Genomic DNA, 19530 nt, shown 5'->3' on the forward strand with positions numbered 1-19530 from the left:
CCCGGGGTCGGAACGGCAGGAGGGTGCGCGTGGCGGCAAGTGAGGCCGACGACCTCCGAGCGGCAGTTCGGGAGTTTCTGCAAGCCAACTCGCCCAGCAGCCGGGTACGCGAGCTCATGGCCACCGACAACGGTTATGACGAGGTCGTATGGCGCAAGATGGCCGAGCAACTCGGACTGCACGGCATCGCAGTCCCCGAGCGCTACGGGGGCGCCGGTGCAGGGCTCCGCGAGCTTGCCGTCGTGTTCGAGGAGATGGGCGCAGCACTGCTGTGCTCTCCGTTCTTCTCCACCGTCGCGATGGCTATCCCGGCGATCGTCGCCAGCGACGACGAGCAAGCATCGAACGAGTTTTTGCCCTCGCTCGTCGACGGCACGCGCACCGCGACGCTCGTTCTCAACGACCGGCTTGAAGCCTGGGATCCGGCGGCTGTGACGCTGACGGCACAACGCGGCGGCGACTGTTTCCGCGTGTCCGGGGACGCCGCTCTGGTGCTCGACGGCCACACCGCAGACCTCCTACTGGTCGCGGCTGCCAGCGGATCCGGGATTTCCTTATTGGCCGTTGCCGGCGACGCCAAAGGGCTGACGCGCCAGCCTTTGGCCACTCTGGACCGCACCCGAAAGCTCGCCAGGATCAGCCTCGACGATGTCGACGCGCGCCTCATCGGCGACGACGGCGCAGCAGCAGGTGTCTTGGCACGCACCTATGACCTCGCCGTCGTCGCGCTGGCCGCTGAGCAGGTCGGCGCGGCGCAACGATGCCTCCACATGGCTGTCGACTATGCCAGGGAACGCATCCAGTTCGGTCGCGCCATCGGTAGCTTTCAGGCCGTCAAACATCGTTGCGCCGACATGCTCATCCTCGTCGAAGGTGCGCGTTCCGCGGCCGTTCATGCAGCCGCTGCTGCCGACGAAGACGATTTACCGATAGCCGCATCGGTGGCGAAAATGGCTTGCTCAGAAGCCTTTATGCAGGTCGCCCTGGACAGTATGCGCACACACGGTGGAATCGGATTCACTTGGGAGCACGACGCGCACCTCTATGTTCGCCGAGCAAAAGCCACCCAGCTGATGCTCGGCAGTCCCGACTTCCACGCCGAGCGACTGGCGCGCCTCGTCACATCATCAAGCCACTGACCCGGAAGGACCACCGTGACCATCTCGTTCTCCCTAGAACTACCCACTCACCGAGTGGACGCGGTATCGGAGTTCGTCTCCGCCGAAGCGATCTCAGAAATCGCCCGTTCCGCCGAGGCGAGCGGCTTCCGCGCGGTACACGTCACCGATCATCCGGCTCCCGATGCGAAATGGCTGGACCACGGCGGTCATCATGCTCTTGACCCGTTCGTCGCCTTGTCGTTCGCCGCCGCGGCCACCACCGAGGTCAAGTTGTTGACCAACGTCTACATCGCGGCCTATCGCAACCCGTTCCTCGGCGCAAAGTCGATTCAGAGTCTCGCCGTACTCTCCGGCGGCAGGCTGATCCTGGGCACCGCCGCGGGCTATCTCAAGCCCGAATTCAAAGCGCTGGGAATCGATTTCGATAGTCGCGGAGCTCTACTCGACGAGGCACTGGACGTCCTCGACAAGTTGCTCACCGGCGATGATGTGGCCTACGAGGGCAGCTCATTCTCTGCGCGAGGAGTGCGGCTCTTCCCCTTACCTGCGGCTCGCCCGCCCATTTGGGTCGGCGGCAACAGCAAGCCCGCAGTCCGTCGTGCAGTCACTCGAGCGCAAGGCTGGGCGCCGTTCAACACTTTCGGTTATGCGGCGGCGTCGCGGACAGCCGAGATCTCGACACTCGACGAGTTGGAATCGGCCATCGCGTGGGCCACAAAGTACGCCGCGGAGGTCGGCCGGACTGAGCCACTGGACATCTGCTTCTCCGCGGGCAACCTGCTCGACGAGACCAAGTCCGCCGATGAGCGACACGCCACGATCGCGAAGCTCGAAGGCATGGGCGTGACGTGGCTGACGATCGCCCCCCAAGCAGACACGCGGGCGGAGGCCGTCGATCACGCACACGCGTTTGCCGAGGAGTTCATCGCATGAGACTGGATGCAGCGAACGCGTCCACGGTTATTCGGCGATGAGCGAACAGCCATCGCCCATCTGTCTCGACGAGAACGTCTCGGTATCGCCCCCAGTGGTCGAGTCCGACGTCGGTGTGGACGGCGAAATAGCTGCTGACCTCCACTCGGTCGGAGGCCACCGATCCGAACCGGATGCTCGAAACGTGATGGCGCACATGCGTCGGCGCCTGCCTGTGCGGATCCGGATTCCTGGCCATCGCCGAGCCAAGGCCCGCTTCGATCGCCGCAGGACCTTTCAGTGGTTCATCGCCACCGGTGAACTCGAGAACACCGTCCGGCGCGAAGCAGCCTGCCAGCGCGTGCAGGTCGAAGCGATCGGTCGCGGCGGTGTAGTCCGATAACGTCTGCCGCACCTGTTCGCGGACGTCGATCTCCCAACCCTGCATCTCGTTCTCCTCTGGAATTGACGCTGCGCCACACGATAACGTCTGTTCTCATGCCGCAACCCAAACTGCTCGACCTGATCGCCCCGGAGACGACCGCCCTCGTCACGCAGGAATGCCAGGGCGGTGTGATCGGTCCGCAGGCCGGCCTTCCCATGCTCGCCGAGGAGGCGCAGCGCGAGGCAGTCCCGAACATCTCCAAGCTTCTCGACGCCGCGCGTGGCGCGGGTGTCGCGGTCGTCCACTGCTTGATTCACCGACGCCCCGACGGTCGCGGTTCCAACACGAACGCCCGGCTGTTCATGGCGGGCAGGTCCTTCGCGGCCGATTTGACGCCCGGCAGCCCCGGAGGGTCGGTGCTTCCCGAACTCAATCAGCAGCCGACCGACATCGAGCTCACGAGGTATCACGGTGTCGGGCCGATGACCGGGACCGATCTCGACTCTGTGCTACGCAATCTCAACATCAAGACCATTGTGGGCGTTGGCGTTTCGGTCAACATCGCAATTCAGAACTTCGTGATGGACGCGGTCAACCGTAGCTATCAATTCGTGCTGCCACGTGACGCGGTGGCCGGGTTCCCCCGGGAGTACGCGGAGTCGGTCATCGACAACACCCTGGCCCTGCTGACCACGGTGACCACGACCGACGCGGTCGTGGCGGCATGGAAGGAGCTCGCCGGATCCTGACCCGATCTGGATGTTGTCGGCCGATGGTGATAACGTCTGTTCTCATCAGGCGTAAACGCTGATATTCGCTGCTCTGAGGAGGGTTCCCTCATGTCTCCGCGGTCCTTGCCGTATCCGGTCTTCGACATCGACAATCACATGTATGAGACCAAGGACGCGTTGCTGAAATACCTGCCCAAAGAGCACAAAGGCAAGGTCGGCTACGTCGAGGTGAACGGACGACCGAAGCTCGTCGTCAAAGACCACATCAGCCATATGATCCCCAACCCGACGTTCGAGCGGGTCGCGCGGCCGGGCAGTGCCGAGGACTACTTCCTCGGCAACAATCCCGAGGGGCTCAACTTCCGCGAGTTCATCGGCGAGGCTATGGATGTGATCCCGGCTTACCAGGAGCCCGGGCCGCGCCTAGAACTGATGGACGAGCTCGGCATCGATCAGTGCGTGATGTACCCCACCCTCGCAAGCCTCATCGAAGAGCGTACGACCGATGACGTCGTGCTGACCCACGCGATCATCCACGCATTGAACGAGTGGATGCACGAGCACTGGACCTTCAATTACAAGGACCGCATCTTCGCCACGCCGGTGATCTGCCTGCCGCTGGTCGACGAGGCGATCAAGGAGTTCCGTTGGTGCCTCGAGCGCGGCATGAAGACCTTCCTGGTGCGCCCGGCACCAGTGCCCAGCCGGTTCGGCGGATCGCGCTCCATGGGCCTGCCCGAGTTCGATCCCTTCTGGCAGGAGGTGGTCGACGCGAACATCCCGGTGACCTTCCACGCCTCGGACAGCGGCTACCAGAAGCACCTGATGGAGTGGGAGGGCGGCGACGAATACCTGTCCTTCAAGACGAGCACCCTGCGCGAGGTGGTGATGGGGTTCCGCGCCATGGAGGACACCCTGGCGGCCCTGATCTGCCACGGTGCGCTGTCGCGGTTCCCCGATCTCAAGGTGCTGGTGGTGGAGAACGGCAGTGGTTGGGTGCGAAACTTGCTGCGGTTGCTCGACAAGGCCTACCGAACCATGCCCAAGGAGTTCGACGAGCATCCGGTCGAGGTCTTCAAACGCAACGTCTACATCCACCCGTTCCTCGAGGACGACGTCAAGGGAATCGTCGAGATCATGGGTGAGGACCACGTGATGTTCGGCTCCGACTTCCCGCACCCCGAGGGCATCGGTGACCCGCTCAGCTTCGTCGACCGGCTGGAAGGCCTGTCCGACACCGCGAAAGCGAAGATCATGGGCGGCAACGCGATCAAGCAGTTGGGACTCGCCAAGGTCTCCGTATGACGCAGGCGCCGCCCGCCCCGAGGATCTACGAGGGCATCGACGGGTTCGAAGCACATGTCGGCGAACATCTCGGTTACAGCGGATGGCGCACAGTCACGCAGACCGAGATCGACTTGTTCGCCGAGGCGACGGGCGACCACCAGTGGATCCACGTCGATCCCGAGAAAGCGGCAGCAGGACCGTACGGCAGAACCATCGCCCACGGCTATCTGACGCTGTCGTTGGTTCCTGTTCTGGTGCAACAGATCTACCAGGTGACCGGCCTGTCGATGCAAGTGAATTACGGCGTCGACAAGCTTCGTTTTCCCGCTCCAGTCCCCGTCGACTCGCGTATCCGTGCCGGTGCAGAACTGATCAAGGTCGAGCGCAACGACAAGGGTGGCCGAGCCACCGTTCGAGTCACCGTCGAGGTGGAGGGCTCAGACCGTCCGGCATGCGTGGTGGACACCATCGCCGCCATGGTCGATGCCTGAGCCCGTTACGAGTTGAGTAGCCGCTCGCCGATGACCTGGTCTTGACGCAACGTCGAGATCTCGTCGTCGGACAGTCCCATTGCCCTGAAGACCTCGTCGTTGTGCTGACCCAATGTGGGTGACGGCGTGTGGTGATGCCGCGACGGTCCCGGTGTGATCCGGAAGGGCCAGCCTGGATACCTCTGACGGCCGGAGAGCGGGTGCTCGAGCTCTTCGTAGAAGCCGCGCGCCTCGAGCTGGTCGACGTCGTACATGCGGTCGCCGGTCAGCAATCGCTCTGCAGGCACACCGCGGCGCCGCAGTTCGTCGGAAGCCTCATCCGGACCCTGCGTGGTCGTCCACTGCCGCAAGACCTCGTCGAACGCATCATGGTTGGCCAGGCGCGCCGCTGCGGTACCGAACCGCGGATCGCCGGCGAGTTCGGGCCTGCCGATCACGTCGAGCGCCGCGGCCCAGTCGGCATCGTCGCGCACCGAGATGGCCACCCACTCGTCGTCGCCGGCCGCCGGGTAGACCCCCTGCGCGTAGCTGCGGTGCCGGTTCCCCTCTCGCTCGGGCACTCGACCGGTCAACGAGTATTCGATGACAGGTTCCGCCGTCACGACGGCGCCGACCTCGATCTGCGCGACCTCGATGAGTTGGCCCTCACCGGTTCTGCGCTTGTGTTCGAGCGCAGCGAGGAGCGCGGCGGTAGCGTGCGTACCGACGACCGGATCGGCGGGACCCTGCAGGTTGCACGGCGGGCCGTCGGGATAGCCGGTGGCGGCCGACATTCCCGACAACTGCTCGAAGTTCAGTGCCCAGCCGACGTAGTCGCGCCATGGACCCTCGAGCCCGAGCCCGGGCATGCGCACCATGATCACATCCGGGTTGACCTTCACCAGCGAGTCGTAGTCCAGTCCGAACTGTTCCACCACGCGTGGTGAGAAGTTCTCGACCACCACGTCGGCCTCAGCGGCGAGCCGCAGCGCCAGTTCGCGGCCGGCCTGCGATGTCAGGTCGAGGGTGATGTCGCGCTTGTTGAGATTGGTGGCCTGCCACATCGGCCCGACTTCGTACCAGTCATCGCTGTTGCGTAGCAGCGAGCCCGAATACCGATGTCCGTCCGGGCGCTGAATCGATTCGACCTTGACAACGTCCGCACCGAACGCACCCAGATACATCGTCAGGTAGGCGCCGGACCAAAAGGTACTCAGGTCAAAGACTTTCAAGCCCGCGAACGGCGCGTCGAGGTCAGCGAGAGCGGCGGATGACGGACCTTCGGCACGGGTATCCCAGTCCGCGGACGAGTCGTCGCCCAGCCGCGGCGCAGGCCCCGGAGCGTCCACCGGCGTCCTGGAGAACCGGAATGGTGCCCCTGGTCGCGAGAACGGTGTGCCCGCAGCGTCACTGTTGATGAAGAACCCGCGGTCGCGATACTGCGGGCAGTCCAGGATCGTCGCGCCGTCGTTGATGGGCGCCGCAGGTATCCGCATCGCCTGACTCAACTCCACCAGGTCTGCCACGTTCATCGAGTCGAGAAACGGCTGCGCCTTGGCGAAGAAGTCGTCGCGTTCAGGGCCACCCAGCATGATGGCGATCTGCTTATCACCGAACTCAGGAAGCCCGACCATCGCGCACACATCCAGCCAATGCTGACCGGTGAGACAGTTGATTCCGATCCAGCCGTCGGCCGCACGCACGATGCCCAGCATCGGTGCCGCTTTCGAATTCGGCGGTAGACCCATGCCTTTCAACTTGGCCGCCATGAGCATCGGATACGGCAGGGTCGACAACAGCGCCTCGAACGTCGACACGTCGACCTCGACCACCCTGTCTGTGACTGCGGCGATCCGCAATGCCGTCAACGCGCCGAGAGCGGCGTAACCGCCTGCGATGTATTCGGGGATGCGCGCCCCGGCCTGCACAGGCGGCCGATCGGGCTCACGAGGGCTCACCCATCCAGACGCCGCCTGGACCGTCAGCGGCGTGGACTGGCGGTCACACCGCGGCCCGTCCTGTCCATAGTCCGAGACACGGACGACGACAAGGTTCGAATTGATCTGTTGCAGGCTGTCGCGGTCGATTCCGAGGTCCCAGCGAAGGGACGAGCCGGGTGTCAGGTTCTCGACCAGCAGATCGGCCTGCGCTATCAGATCGTGAAGCACTTCGCCGCCGGAGTCGAAATCGACTGTCAGTCCGCGCTTTCCGGCGTTCAGATATTCGAACAGCCCACCGGATGCACCCCAGCTTCGCAGGGGATCGCCGGACTCTGGCTCAATCTTGACGACATCAGCACCGAGATCGACGAGTAGCTTCGTGCAATACGGCGCGGTGATATCGGTTCCGAGTTCGACGACTCGCAGCCCTGCCAGCGCTCCGGTCACGTGGGCACCCCGATCGCCTTCGGCTCCATGTATGCTCGCAGCCCCATGACGCCGCCTTCACGCCCGATCCCGCTCTGCTTGAAACCTCCGAACGGGGCGTCGCCGGGAATTGTGCCGTTGATCGAGACCTGCCCGGTCCTGATCCGTCGCGCAATGCCGAGTGCGCGCTCTACGTCGCTTCCCCACACCGCACCGCCGAGGCCGTAGGCCGAATTGTTGGCAATCGCCACCGCTTCGTCGTCGTTGCGGTAGCGCATCACGGTCAGCACCGGACCGAACACCTCCTCCTGCGCGATGTACGACTCGGCGGTGGCATCGGTCAAGACGGTTGGCTCGAAGTAGAAGCCGCGGTCGAGACCCTTCGGACGCCCGCCGCCGGCAACGATCTTCGCGCCGTCGCTCTCGGCTCGTCTGACGAAACCCTCAACCCTCTCGAGATGTTCCCGACTGATCAGCGGTCCCATACCGACTTCCGGATCGGTGGGATCTCCGACGGTGACATTGCCGGCCAATGCGGCCAGGCGTTCGACGACGTCATCGTGCAGCTTGTCCGATACCAAGAGACGGCTGTTGAGGATGCATGCCTGCCCCGCGTGCAAGGTGCAGCCCTCGAAGAGCAATCGTTCGAGCAGCTCATCGGTCAGGTCGACGTCGTCGAGCAGGATACTGGCCGACTTGCCACCGCACTCGAGCAGAATCCGCTTCATAGTCGTTGCCGCACCGGCCATCACATCCCGGCCGACGACCGAACTACCGGTGAAGCTCACCATGTCGACCCGCCGGTCGAGGGTCAATATCCTGCTGGCCTCGACGCTCCTCGGAGTGACGACATTGACGACGCCGGGCGGGATGTCGGTCTCGTCGTCGATCAGTCGCGCAAGTGCCAACCCCGCTAACGGGGTGAGCGGGGACGGCTTGAGCACCAGCGTATTTCCGGCAGCGAGCGCCGCGCCCAGCTTCATCACATTCAGAGTGTGCGGAAAGTTCCACGGAGTCATCGCCGCCACCACACCGAGGGGCTCGTAACGCAACAGAGTGGTACCTGCCGCGCCCCAGGCATCCATCGGCGCCTCGGCCGGCTCCATTGCCAGCTCTGCGGCGTGCCCGACCATGAACGCCGGCCCATCCACATGGATCAGCCGCTCGTTTGCTGTGCAGCCCCATTCGGCCTGTGCCAGCGCGTAGATCTCATCGCCGCGGGACAGCAGCGCATCGCTGAGCTGTTGCAGACACCGCGACCGCTCCGCCGGTTCGGCCGCCGACCACGATTCGAAGGCGCCTCGCGCCGCGCCGATAGCCTGTTGGACCTGAGTGACGCCGGCGTCTGGCGCCGAAGCGATCACCTGCTCGGTCGCCGGGTTCAGGACGTCGTACCGTCCGCCGTCCGCCTCGACCCAACTGCCGTCGATGTACAGGTCGTAGCTGTCGACGAAGCTCGATTCGGCCATCAGTTCACGAGACCTTCCCTGTAGTCCGTCGAAACGCACGGTCCCTCGTCGGGGCGCACGAGCCGTCCGACATATTGTTCCCCTGTGTACACCCATGACGGTGATGGCGTCAACGTTATCTGTGCCTCAACTGCATTAACGATAATTGACATGGTCAGCGCCGGTGCGGTAGACAGATAGCGGTCGGACATTTTTGTAATATCTGTCCGATCAGCCCACGTGTTGAGGAAGGCCCCCTGTGCCCACTGACTCCACCTCCAGACCGACGTCCACGCTCCCCTTGCACTCACCAGACTTCTACGCAGGCGACCCGTACCCGGCGTACCGTGAATTGCGCAGCAGCACGCCCATCGTCTGGAACGACGCCACGAACTTTTGGGCGCTGACGAAGTACGAGGACATCCGCTACGTATCCGGTCATCCGCTCACGTTCACGTCAACCAAGGGCATCACGATTCCGGACCCGAGCCAGCCGGAGCCGGTCCAAGAAGGCAACCTCATCTTCACGGACCCACCCCGGCACCGGCAGCTACGCAAGCTCATCAACTCGGGGTTCACTCGCCGTCAGGTGACGTTGCTGGAGCCGAAAGTGCGCGAGATCGTCAAGGGCATCCTCGATGACGTCGATACGTCCCGGGAATACGAGTTCGCCGAGGAAATCGCCGCACCCCTGCCTACCCGGCTGATTGCCGAGATGCTTGGTGCGCCGCCCGAGGACTGGGAGCAGTTCCGGACTTGGTCGGATGCCGCCGTCGGAGCCGATGATCCTGATATCGAGATGGAACCCATGGCTGCGACGCTGGAGCTCTACGAGTACTTCACCAAACTGATCGAAGCACGGCGTTCCGGTGAGGTCGTCGGTGACGACCTCCTGAGCATTCTGGCTGCCGCGGAGGTCGACGGTGAGCGACTCACCGATGCGGACCTGCTGAACTTCTCCTTCTTACTCCTCGTGGCGGGCAACGAGACCACCCGCAATCTCATCGCGCTCGGAACGCAGGCGCTGCTGGATCATCCGGACCAATTCGCCCTCCTGCGCGCCAACCCGGAGTTGCTGCCGCTGGCCGTCGAGGAGATGCTGCGATTCACCAGCCCCGTGACACACATGGCGCGCGAGGCCACCGAGGACGTCGAAATCCGCGGCCAGCGGATCAGGGCAGGCGAAAAGGTCGTGATGCTGTACGGCGCGGCCAATCGCGACGCAGAGATTTTCGGCCCCACCAGCGAAGAATTCGACATCACCCGAAATCCGAACCCGCACATCGCCTTCGGCGCAGGAGAGCATGCGTGCCTCGGTGCACAACTGGCACGCCTCGAGGCACGGATCATGTTCGAAGTACTGCTTGGCACCTACCCGACGATCGAACTGACCGGCGACGTGACCCGCTTGCGGGCCACGATGGTGCCGGGCGTGAAGAAGATGCCGGTACGTCTGAAAGCGAGTGTCTGATGGATTTCGAGTACACGCCCGAGCAGGAACAGCTCCGCAAGGAATACCGTGAACGCCTCGAGGCCGTGATGACCCCGGAGCGGCGGAAGTCCGTCGCCAAGCTCATGGAGGGTGGCGACGCCATGACCGAGTGCCGGCAGGCCCTCGGCGAGGCTGGCCTGCTGGGCGTCGCCTGGCCCGTCGAGTACGGCGGCAGCGGTCTGACCGCGCTCGAGCAGTACATCTTCGGCGAGGAGGCGCGTCGCGTAAATGCGCCGTTGCCGATGATCACGCTGAACACCGTCGGTCCCACCCTGATTCAGTACGGGACCGAAGAGCAGAAGCAGAAGTTTCTGCCCGCGATCCTCAAGGGCGAGGTCGAATTCGCAATCGGATACTCCGAGCCCGGGGCCGGCAGCGATCTCGCCTCGCTGCGGACCACGGCGGTGCGCGACGGCGACCACTTCGTGATCAACGGATCCAAGATGTTCACCAGTGGTGCGGAGTTCGCCGACTACATCTGGCTGGCCGCCCGCACCGATCCGGAGGCCAAGAAGCACAAGGGCATCACGGTTTTCATGGTGCCCACCGACTCGCCTGGGTTCTCCTGGAAACCGCTGAACACCATGCCCGGCGTGCAGACCTACTACACCTTCTATGACGACGTGCGCGTGCACGAGAGCGCGATCGTCCTCGGTGAGAACGAAGGCTGGAAGCTGATCACCAATCAGCTGAACCTGGAACGCGCTGCGCTGGGCAATCTCGGCGCACTCGAGCCGCTGTTCAACAAAACCCTGGAATGGGCCAAGACCACCGAGCTCGACGACGGCCTGGTGATCGACCAGCCGTGGGTGCAACAAGCACTGGCCCGGGTGGAAGCCCAAGTCTCCGCGTACCGGCTGCTCAACCTGCGAGTGAACAGCAACATGAGTTCCGGTGCGCTCGGCATGGGCGAGGCCTCGGCCGCAAAGGTTTTCGGCACCGAGCTCACCCAGCAGGTGGCGCGCGAGCTTCTCGACGTGGTGGGCCAGGCGGGCCTGCGCAAGGAGGCGTCGGCGCCACTCAAGGGCGAATTGGAAAGCGCGTACCGGCTTGCCGTCATCAACACCTTCGGTGGCGGCGCCAACGAACTGCAACGCGACATCATCGCCATGGCCGGACTCTTGATGCCGCGCGCACCCCGTGACATGCGAGCCTCCTGAAAGGAACAGTGACTGTGACCGAACTCGCCAAGGACGAACTACGGGAGCGCCTCGATGCGCTCATCGGCACGCCGACGGACGGGGTCGGCAAAAAGTCTCATGCCCCCGATCCGGTGAATGCCGCGATGATCCGGCACTGGGCCTATGCGCTCGATGACATGAACCCGGCCTATCTGGATCCGGAGTTCGCCGAGAACTCCCGCTACGGCGGACTCGTGTCCCCGCCCGTGATGCTGCAGAGCTGGACGATGCCACCGCCGAAACTCGCGGGCATTCATGAGCGCGGCGGCGTGCCGATCGAGATCAAGACCAATCCGCTGCAGTTCCTCTCGGATGCGGGCTACACCGGCATCATCGCGACCAACTCCGAGTTCGAGATCGAACGTTATCCCCGCGTCGGAGACCAGATCACCGCAGAGACGGTCTTCGACTCGATCTCGGACGAGAAGAAGACCGCGATGGGCAACGGCTTCTTCGTCACATGGGTCACCACCTATCGCGATCAGAACGACGAAGTCATCGGACGACAGTGGTTCCGCACCCTGCGCTTCAAGACTGGTGGAGCCCCCGCCGGAACGGCCGGGGACTGATGGCCACCAGACTCGCCCCTTCGGTCAGTCCCGACACGGAGTTTTTCTGGTCGGGATTGAAGGAGCACGAGCTTCGCATCCAGCGCTGCACGGACTGCAACACGTTGCGGGTGCCGCCGCGGCCGATGTGCGGCAAATGTCAGTCGCTGAACTGGGATTACGTCGTGTCGACAGGCCGAGGCACGGTGTACAGCTTCGTCATGCCGAAGTATCCGCCGCTGCCGTTCCTCGAATACCCCTATGTCGTCGCACTCATCGAGCTCGACGAAGGCGTTCGCATCGTCTCGAACCTCTGCGGGATCGAACCCGCCGACATCGAGGTTGGAATGCCCGTCGAGGCGTTTTATGAGACCTTCGAGGCCCTCCCGAGCGGCGACGAGTTGACGCTGCACCAGTTCCGGCCCGTCGGCTGACCGAGACGAGAGTTCACAATGGATTTCACATTCACCGAAGAGCAAGAGACGGTCGCCAAAGTCGCCCGTCAGCTGTTCGAGGCGCGCGCCACGCCAGAGCATCTGACCGAACTCGAATCCACCGATGTGCGGTACGACGCCGCGCTGTGGAGCGAACTGGCTGCCTCGGACTTGCTCGGTATCGCCTTGCCTGAGACCGTGGGCGGTAGCGGGAGCGGGTTCCTCGAGCTGGCTGTCCTGCTGAGCGAGGTCGGCTTCAGCGTCGCGCCGGTACCGGTCTACGCGACCCTCGTGTTGGGAGCGGATACGATCGCGCGACACGGAGACTCCGACTTGCAGAAGCGGTTCCTGCCCGGCGTCATCGACGGCAGCACGATCCTCACCGCGGCACTCACCGAGCCGGGGAACTCCGACCCGGCCACGCCGCGCACCACCGCGCGCGCCGATGGCGACTCGTGGCGACTCGACGGCACCAAGGATCTGGTGCCCGCGGCACAGCTGGCTTCCGCGGTCGTCGTGTCCGCGCAGGCCGACGACGGACCCGGCCTGTTCGTCGTCGAGACAGGCTCAGCAGGAGTCACCGTCACCCCGGTCGTCACGACCAACGGCGAACCCCACGCCGACGTCGAACTGTCGGGCGCGGTCGGTCACCGGCTCACCGAGCACGCCGGTGCGGACATCGTTACCGCTTTGTACTCCCGCGCACTGGTGGGACTGTGCGCCATCCAGATCGGCGTTGTGGAACGGGCTTTGAAGCTCGCTGCGTCCTACACCACCGAGCGTGAGCAGTTCGGCAGACCCATCGGATCGTTCCAGGCGGTTCAGCAGCGGCTGGCCGACGCCTTCATCGACGTCGAGGCCATCCGCTGGACCGCGTGGTACGCGGCGTGGTTGATCGCTGAGGGCAGGCCCGTCGAACGCGAAGCCGGTGTAGCCAAGTTCTGGGCCGCCGAGGCTGGTGCGCGCGTCGCGGCCTCGGCCCAGCAGGTGCACGGTGGCATGGGTATCGACGTGACCTACCCGTTGTCGCGGTACTTCCTGTGGGCCAAGCAGATCGAACTCGCCCTCGGGTCGGCGTCACAACAGTTGGCTCGCCTCGGCCGAACCTATTCGGAAGGAACGAAATGACCGCCACCATCGGACGCACCACCACGCTCGCGTTCAACGCCGTCAACGTCGGCGACGAAGTCACGCCGATGGACGTCCCTGTCACGACGACGCTGATCGTCGCGGGGGCCATTGCATCTCGTGACTACATGCCGGTCCACCACGACCGCGACTTCGCCAATTCGCAGGGCTCCAAGGACATCTTCCTCAACATCCTGACCACGAACGGGCTGTGCGTGAAATTCCTGCACGACTGGGCGGGGCCCGAGGCGATGGTCAAGAAGCTGTCGATTCGCCTCGGGGTGCCCGCCTATCCGAACGATCCGATGCGCTTCGAGGGCAGCGTCACTGACAAGTCGTCGTCGGACGGCGAGGGTCTCGTCGAGGTCACCTTCAAGGGCACCAACAGCCTCGGAGATCACGTGAAGGGCACCGCGGTGCTCAGTCTGCTCGACGGAGTCGACGCGTGAGAGACGGGATCGGCGGCAAGGCAGCGCTCGCCGGCATCGGGCAGACCGAATTCTCGAAGGAGTCCGGTCGCACCGAGATGCAATTGGCCTGCGAGGCAGTCAAAGCGGCGATCGACGACGCCGGGCTTCGTGCGAGCGACATCGACGGCATGGTCACCTTCACTGTCGACGAGAACGAGGAAATCGAAGTCGCACGCAACGTCGGCATCGAGAACCTCACGTTCTTCACGAGGGTGCCACACGGCGGTGGAGCCGCCGCCGGCACCGTGATGCAGGCCGCCATGGCGATCGCAACGGGTGCCGCCGAAGCGGTCGTGTGCTACCGCGCATTCAATGAGCGCTCCGGGTTTCGATTCGGCGGCGCGGGCCGCCAACCCGGAGTGACCCCGCTGTGGATGGCGCCGTATGCACCGTTCGGGTTCATGACACCGGCCGCTTGGGTCGCCTTGCACGCTCAGCGGTACATGTCGACCTACGGCGTCACCAATGCCGACTTCGGCAAGATCTCCGTCATCGACCGCAAGCACGCCGCGACGAACCCGGACGCTTGGTTCTACGGGAAGCCGATCACCATTGAGCAACACCAGGAGTCGCGCTGGATCATCGATCCTGTGCTGCGCCTACTCGACTGCTGTCAGGAGAGCGACGGCGGTGTGGCAATGGTGGTGACCAGTCTCGAGCGCGCCCGCGATCTCCCCAAGCCGCCCGCGGTGATCACCGCTGCCGCCCAGGGCGCCGCCTTCGACGGTGAAGTCATGACCAGCTACTACCGCGATGACATCACCGGCCTGCCAGAAATGGGTGTGGTGGGCAACAAACTCTGGGGCAACTCGGGGCTCAAGCCCGACGACATCTCGACGGCGTTTCTCTACGACCACTTCACTCCGTTCGTCTTCACGCAGCTCGAGGAGCTCGGCTTTTGCGGGCGCGGCGAGGCCAAGGATTTCGTATCCGTCGAGGAGCTGTCGATCGGCGGACGGCTGCCGATCAACACGAACGGCGGGCTGCTGGGCGAGGCGTACATCCACGGCATGAATGGCATCACTGAGGGGGTGCGCCAGGTTCGGGGCACCTCGCACAACCAGGTCCACAACGTCGAGCACGTATTGGTCACTTCGGGTACCGGCGTCCCCACCAGCGGACTCATCCTGGCCCCGGACCGCTGAGCAGTTAATGTCGAGCGGTGAGCTCTGAGATGACGCAGGCCCAGTTCGTTCAGGCGACCGATACCCGGGACGCCATCCTCTCGGCTGCGTTCCTCTGCTTCCGCACTCAGGGCCTTCGCAAGACGACCATCGTCGACATCGCGAAGGCAGCCGAGGTCTCCCGCAGCACCTTCTACGAGTACTTCCGGGATAAAGAGACGATCGTCGAGGCGTGTGCGGAGGCCGCGTCCCAGCGGTTCTACCGCAATATGGCCACGGCCATCGACAGGCACGGCGGCAGCACACTGCAGGGGCGACTGGTCCAGGCAGCCGTATTCGTCTCCCAAGCACGCAGAGTCGTCGAACCCGAGGTGTACTTCGACGAAGAAGAAGTCAACCTGATGATGACGAAGAACGCGGCCACTCTGCTGCAGGAGTGCACCGAGTTCCTCGCTCCATATGTGTCTGCGGCCAGATTGACCGGTGAGGTGCGTCGCGACCTCGATGTCCCATCAGCGGCCGAATGGTTCGCGCGGATGCTCTTCTCACTGTTCACCACGCCATCCCCAACTATCGATATGCGCGATGACGACGCGGTGGCGAATTTCGTACGACCTTATGTCGTCGGCGGATTTGTCGAGGACCGGTCCCGGAGGCGCTGACAACCATCTGTAACGGATTCCCGATTCCTGTGCGCTGTGCGATAATGCACATTCTCACAAACGAAAGTGATGATATCCAGTGAGACCGACTGCAGCATCCGCCAAAGACGACCGCCAACCCTCGCAGATCAGCGCTCAGCCATCGGCCCGTGGGCTGGCGACTCCGTGCAGACTGGTTGTCGCGGCGGTCGATACCGCCGAGTGTGTGTCAGCTGCGGGCGGCCTCATCTTCGATTCAGTTCGCGCCGGTTGGAGTGTCGAGATCTACCTCGAATCGCCGGCCGATGAAAGGGCTCTGCATATCCTCGGCGCGAATGGCGTCGGTCTTCCCGAAGTATTCGAGTTCGAGCCTGCATGGCCCGACGCGGTATTCCTATCCGCCGCGCTGCACAATCGCCATCGCGGCGTTCAGCGCCTCGTGGCAACGTCCATCCGCCGACATGTCACCGATATCGGAGTCTGGGGAGGCGGCGTGACAGGTTTCGACGCCGAGGCCGGTCGTGAACACCGTCTGAGCACCGCCGCGCGGGCCTTCAAGTTCCATGCGATGAAGGCTGCCGGGTTGGGAGCCGAGGTCGCGGTCGTCGAGCCGTTTCACGCTCGGTAGCGGCGTCAGACCTTCCGCACCGGTACGTTCGACCAGCCGCAGACATTCGACATCGCAACACGCTGCAGTCCATCGCGGTCGACTTCGTACTCCGGAATGAGATCCAGCAGTGCATCAAGCGCTATGCGACTCTCCATCCGTGCCAGTGCCGCACCCAGGCAGGTGTGTATGCCGTATCCGAATGCGAGATTGAAACCCATCCTTCGCTCACGGTCGATGTCGAGAATGTCGGGATTCTCGAACATGCGCTCATCGCGTGTCGCGGAACCGGTCACGAGGAGCACGGCACTGCCTTCGGGAATGGTCGTTGCGTAGTACGTAACATCTCGTGTCGCGGTGCGGACCTGGTACTGCGACGGCGCCTCGTACCGCAGGAGCTCCTCCACAGCAGCTGGGATCTTGCTTCGGTCCTCACGCAACTTATGCCACTGGTCTGGGAAGTCGGCAAAAGCGACCATCGCATTTCCCACCAGCTTCGTCACGGTCTCCGCGCCCGCTCCCCCCAGCATCGTCGCGAAGCCGGTGATGTCGACGTCGGTCAGCTTCTCCACCACACCGTCGCGCTCGATCTCCGTATCGATGAGGCGACTGATCATGTCGTCTTCGCGCCGCGCACGTCGCTGCTGAACGAGGTCGTAGTAGTAGAGGCCCGTATTCATCGACGCCTCGTATCCGGTCTTGGGGACGGCGATCTCTCCTGTATGACGTTCCAAGAGCAGGTCCAACCAGAGTCTGATCTGATTGCGATCCTCCTTGGGCACGCCGAGCATGGTTGTGATGACCTCGTTGGGAAACAGCGCCGAGAAGTCCGCGACGATGTCGAATCCCGATGGGTCGAGCCCATCGAGGCATTCGTAGATCTTCTCGCGCACCATATCTTCCAGCGCGGCGATGGCGCGCGGGGTGAACACCTTGCTGACGAGCTTGCGCATCTTCTCGTGCTCAGGAGGATCCATCGAGATGATCACCTTGGGCACTGGTATCGCGTCGTCGTGTGAATGGACCATGTCGAGGGTGGCGCCCTTGGCGGACGAAAAGGTTTCGTGGTCCTTGGTTCCCGGTGCCACATCGTCGTAGCGCGTCAGCGCCCAGAAATCCCATTTGGCGCTGTAGTAGACCGGCGCTTCGTCACGCAGTCTCCGATATGTGTCGTACGCCCCATCGAAGAAATCCTGAGAGAACGGGTCGAACTCAATCGGACTGCCGGCAACCTCGGATTTCGTCGCATTCACAGAATCGCTCCGGATTTCTTGTATTCCTCGATCGTGTCCCAGTCGATGCCCGCGTCCATCAACACTTCTTCAGTGTGCTGACCGTGCTCCGGCGCGCCTGGTGGGATTACCTGTCGTTCGTCGAACTGAACAGGGTTGGTCGGCAAGGAGAACGGCACCCCATTGACCGTTTCGGTATGCGCGACATATCCATTCGCGGTGACAGCCGGGTCCTGACACAGTTCAGCCGGCGTCTGGACAATCCCCCAGGCTCCCGAAAGTGGCGCCAACGTCACGCGCCACTCGGCAAGCGTGCGCTTGGCGAACGCATCGTCGAGCAACGCGATCAGCTCAACGCGATTCTCGAATCGCGAAGCGGGATCAGCGAATCGTGGATCGTCCACCAGATCGGGAAGTCCTATCACCCGCATTGCCTCGGCGTAGAACTTGTCGAGTTGAAGCATCATCAACTGCACATAGCGGTTGTCCTTTGTCCGATACGTGCCGACCAGCGGATTGGGTGCATCAGCGTGAGTGAACTTCGGAATCGCACTCCCACCGTGGATTTGGCTGACCGCGACGTCCGGGCTCAGGTTCCAGGCCGCCAGTCCCAGCAACGACACGTCGACGATCGAACCCTTGCCGGTCGTCGCCTTCTTGTACAGCGCACCGGCGATACCGCCCGCGATCGTCATGCCGCCGAGGAGGTCACCGAATGCCGGCCGGGACCTCACCAACTCATCGGCCTCCTCCGTCAGGACCGTGGCAATTCCGCCGCGCGCCCAGTAGGACACGCCGTCGTATCCCGGCTTGTCCGCATCAGGACCTTTGGGCCCGTGACCGGAGCCGCGCACGTACACGATGCTCGGGTTCACCGCACGGATGTCCTCGACATCGATGCCGAACTTCTTGCGTCGCTCGGGAAGGTAACTGGTCAAGAAGACGTCGCAGTTCTTGGCCAACTCGCGGACCACTTCCCGGCCCCCCGGCGTGCTCAGGTCGACACCGATGGACTTCTTTCCGCGGTTGGGAATCTCGATCATGTAGTTGACCGAGCCTCCCCCTTCATCGACGATCCCCATGGTGACGAGGCCGCGCTGCGGGTCACCTCCGTTTCGCGGCTCGACCTTGATGACCTCCGCACCCCACTCCGCCAACACTGCCCCGGCCGAGGGAACGAACGTCCAGGCGGCGACCTCCAGCACGCGCACTCCACTGAGTACCTTGTCGTCGGAAATGACGTTCCTCCCTAGCTGCGATAACGGTGCTTTCCAATAATGAGAATGGCATTTTCGCGCGGCTTTGTAAACTGCAGCTCGAGGTCATGGCAACCTCGACAGCCGTGCCGGCAGATCCGGATCGCCGGCGTCCCAAAAGGCCTTCCACGTCGGCATTCGGTGCGGCATGGCGGTCCGAAGCGTCACGTCCGGCGGCCATCTGACGAAATCGGGCCCCGGCCGCTCGGTCACGTCGACGGAATACCACGGATGTTCGCGCCGCTGCACGAAGCACCATTCGCCGTTACGGCGCGCGTAGACATCGTCGTAACGCATGGTGATCACGTACCAACCGTCGCCGTCCTCGTGCTCGGCACGGCAGTAGACCGATCCGGTCGCATTGTCGTCGTCGACGAAGTCGAACCGGTGCCCGCAGACAAGGTGGATGCTTCGATAGAACCGCCGCAAAACACAGTTGTACCAGCGCTTCAGCGCGTCCCTTCCGACCCCCTCAGCGCCGGCGTCGACGTCAGGTACGAACACCGCCACCAGCGAATCGAGATCGCGCGCATCCAGCGCCATCGCGTAGCGGCTGGGGAGCTGGCTGATCGCCAAACTGGATTCGATCCGGTCCAGTCGCGCCGCTTCAGCCGAGTCGGTGACCGCCATGACTGCAGCATAGTTGGCCCGTATCGATGGTGAGAACCGGTATTCTCGATTTCGGTCAGGGGCAACT

At 63.6% G+C, this 19530-nt stretch carries 20 protein-coding genes; 14 read left to right on the top strand and 6 right to left on the bottom strand.

Translation table 11 applies throughout. The features are described from left to right. Positions 1-29 precede the first annotated feature (29 nt). Positions 30-1139: an acyl-CoA dehydrogenase family protein gene (locus G6N36_RS10400; protein WP_163686443.1), complete on the top strand. Its 1110-nt coding sequence runs from the start codon at positions 30-32 to the stop codon at positions 1137-1139. Between the two features lie 15 nt (positions 1140-1154). Beyond that, positions 1155-2054, top strand: a complete 900-nt coding sequence (locus G6N36_RS10405; protein WP_163686444.1) for a TIGR03619 family F420-dependent LLM class oxidoreductase — start codon at positions 1155-1157, stop codon at positions 2052-2054. Here G6N36_RS10405 and G6N36_RS10410 read toward each other — a convergent pair. Then, positions 2044-2481, bottom strand: a complete 438-nt coding sequence (locus G6N36_RS10410) for a nuclear transport factor 2 family protein (RefSeq protein ID WP_163686445.1) — start codon at positions 2479-2481, stop codon at positions 2044-2046. The two genes, G6N36_RS10405 and G6N36_RS10410, sit on opposite strands and share 11 nt — an antisense overlap. A gap of 50 nt (positions 2482-2531) precedes the next feature. Here G6N36_RS10410 and G6N36_RS10415 point away from each other — a divergent pair, with 50 nt between their 5' ends. The 3 genes from G6N36_RS10415 to G6N36_RS10425 all read left to right on the top strand — a co-directional run bounded on the left by G6N36_RS10415 (position 2532) and on the right by G6N36_RS10425 (position 4927). After that, the gene (locus G6N36_RS10415; protein ID WP_163686446.1) at positions 2532-3167 is read left to right on the top strand and encodes a cysteine hydrolase family protein; all 636 of its coding nucleotides are present in this window, start codon (positions 2532-2534) and stop codon (positions 3165-3167) included. Between the two features lie 90 nt (positions 3168-3257). Next, positions 3258-4454 carry an amidohydrolase family protein gene (locus G6N36_RS10420; RefSeq protein ID WP_163686447.1) on the top strand — a complete coding sequence of 399 codons (1197 nt, stop codon included), beginning with the start codon at positions 3258-3260 and terminating at the stop codon, positions 4452-4454. Further along, complete coding sequence (locus G6N36_RS10425; protein ID WP_163686448.1) at positions 4451-4927, top strand: MaoC family dehydratase; 477 nt, start codon at positions 4451-4453, stop codon at positions 4925-4927. Before G6N36_RS10420 ends, G6N36_RS10425 begins: the two co-directional genes overlap by 4 nt. A 5-nt stretch (positions 4928-4932) precedes the next feature. On the opposite strand, the gene G6N36_RS10430 is transcribed toward G6N36_RS10425, so the two are convergent. Together G6N36_RS10430 and G6N36_RS10435 are read right to left on the bottom strand one after the other, a co-directional pair. Then, the gene (locus tag G6N36_RS10430; protein WP_163686449.1) at positions 4933-7293 is read right to left on the bottom strand and encodes a CaiB/BaiF CoA transferase family protein; all 2361 of its coding nucleotides are present in this window, start codon (positions 7291-7293) and stop codon (positions 4933-4935) included. Continuing rightward, the gene (locus tag G6N36_RS10435) at positions 7290-8741 is read right to left on the bottom strand and encodes an aldehyde dehydrogenase family protein (protein ID WP_163686450.1); all 1452 of its coding nucleotides are present in this window, start codon (positions 8739-8741) and stop codon (positions 7290-7292) included. Before G6N36_RS10435 ends, G6N36_RS10430 begins: the two co-directional genes overlap by 4 nt. Positions 8742-9021: 280 nt before the next feature. Between G6N36_RS10435 and G6N36_RS10440 the strand changes: the two genes are divergently transcribed. From G6N36_RS10440 to G6N36_RS10480, 9 genes are all read left to right on the top strand, one after another. Beyond that, on the top strand, positions 9022-10191 hold the full coding sequence (locus tag G6N36_RS10440) for a cytochrome P450 (protein WP_163690590.1): 1170 nt from the start codon (positions 9022-9024) through the stop codon (positions 10189-10191). Continuing rightward, positions 10191-11372 carry an acyl-CoA dehydrogenase family protein gene (locus tag G6N36_RS10445; protein WP_163686451.1) on the top strand — a complete coding sequence of 394 codons (1182 nt, stop codon included), beginning with the start codon at positions 10191-10193 and terminating at the stop codon, positions 11370-11372. The genes G6N36_RS10440 and G6N36_RS10445 overlap by 1 nt, the downstream gene beginning before the upstream one ends. A 14-nt stretch (positions 11373-11386) precedes the next feature. Beyond that, on the top strand, positions 11387-11962 hold the full coding sequence (locus G6N36_RS10450) for an FAS1-like dehydratase domain-containing protein (protein WP_163690591.1): 576 nt from the start codon (positions 11387-11389) through the stop codon (positions 11960-11962). Next, a complete protein-coding gene (locus G6N36_RS10455; protein ID WP_163686452.1) occupies positions 11962-12375 on the top strand; it encodes a Zn-ribbon domain-containing OB-fold protein in 414 nt (137 codons plus the stop codon). The genes G6N36_RS10450 and G6N36_RS10455 overlap by 1 nt, the downstream gene beginning before the upstream one ends. An 18-nt stretch (positions 12376-12393) precedes the next feature. Beyond that, positions 12394-13503: an acyl-CoA dehydrogenase family protein gene (locus tag G6N36_RS10460; RefSeq protein ID WP_163686453.1), complete on the top strand. Its 1110-nt coding sequence runs from the start codon at positions 12394-12396 to the stop codon at positions 13501-13503. Then, positions 13500-13952, top strand: a complete 453-nt coding sequence (locus G6N36_RS10465; protein WP_163686454.1) for a MaoC family dehydratase — start codon at positions 13500-13502, stop codon at positions 13950-13952. Before G6N36_RS10460 ends, G6N36_RS10465 begins: the two co-directional genes overlap by 4 nt. Further along, the gene (locus G6N36_RS10470; RefSeq protein WP_163686455.1) at positions 13949-15118 is read left to right on the top strand and encodes a lipid-transfer protein; all 1170 of its coding nucleotides are present in this window, start codon (positions 13949-13951) and stop codon (positions 15116-15118) included. Before G6N36_RS10465 ends, G6N36_RS10470 begins: the two co-directional genes overlap by 4 nt. A gap of 29 nt (positions 15119-15147) precedes the next feature. Beyond that, the gene (locus G6N36_RS10475; protein ID WP_163690592.1) at positions 15148-15759 is read left to right on the top strand and encodes a TetR/AcrR family transcriptional regulator; all 612 of its coding nucleotides are present in this window, start codon (positions 15148-15150) and stop codon (positions 15757-15759) included. A 79-nt stretch (positions 15760-15838) separates the two neighbouring features. After that, on the top strand, positions 15839-16366 hold the full coding sequence (locus G6N36_RS10480) for a hypothetical protein (protein WP_163686456.1): 528 nt from the start codon (positions 15839-15841) through the stop codon (positions 16364-16366). A 5-nt stretch (positions 16367-16371) separates the two neighbouring features. On the opposite strand, the gene G6N36_RS10485 is transcribed toward G6N36_RS10480, so the two are convergent. From G6N36_RS10485 to G6N36_RS10495, 3 genes are all read right to left on the bottom strand, one after another. Beyond that, positions 16372-17598, bottom strand: a complete 1227-nt coding sequence (locus G6N36_RS10485; RefSeq protein ID WP_163686457.1) for a cytochrome P450 — start codon at positions 17596-17598, stop codon at positions 16372-16374. Then, positions 17595-18788 carry a CaiB/BaiF CoA transferase family protein gene (locus G6N36_RS10490; RefSeq protein ID WP_235690004.1) on the bottom strand — a complete coding sequence of 398 codons (1194 nt, stop codon included), beginning with the start codon at positions 18786-18788 and terminating at the stop codon, positions 17595-17597. Before G6N36_RS10490 ends, G6N36_RS10485 begins: the two co-directional genes overlap by 4 nt. A 111-nt stretch (positions 18789-18899) precedes the next feature. After that, positions 18900-19430 carry a nuclear transport factor 2 family protein gene (locus G6N36_RS10495; RefSeq protein ID WP_163690594.1) on the bottom strand — a complete coding sequence of 177 codons (531 nt, stop codon included), beginning with the start codon at positions 19428-19430 and terminating at the stop codon, positions 18900-18902. Positions 19431-19530 lie beyond the last annotated feature (100 nt).

Origin of the sequence: Mycolicibacterium gadium, assembly GCF_010728925.1 — a bacterium.
GTDB lineage: Bacteria > Actinomycetota > Actinomycetes > Mycobacteriales > Mycobacteriaceae > Mycobacterium > Mycobacterium gadium.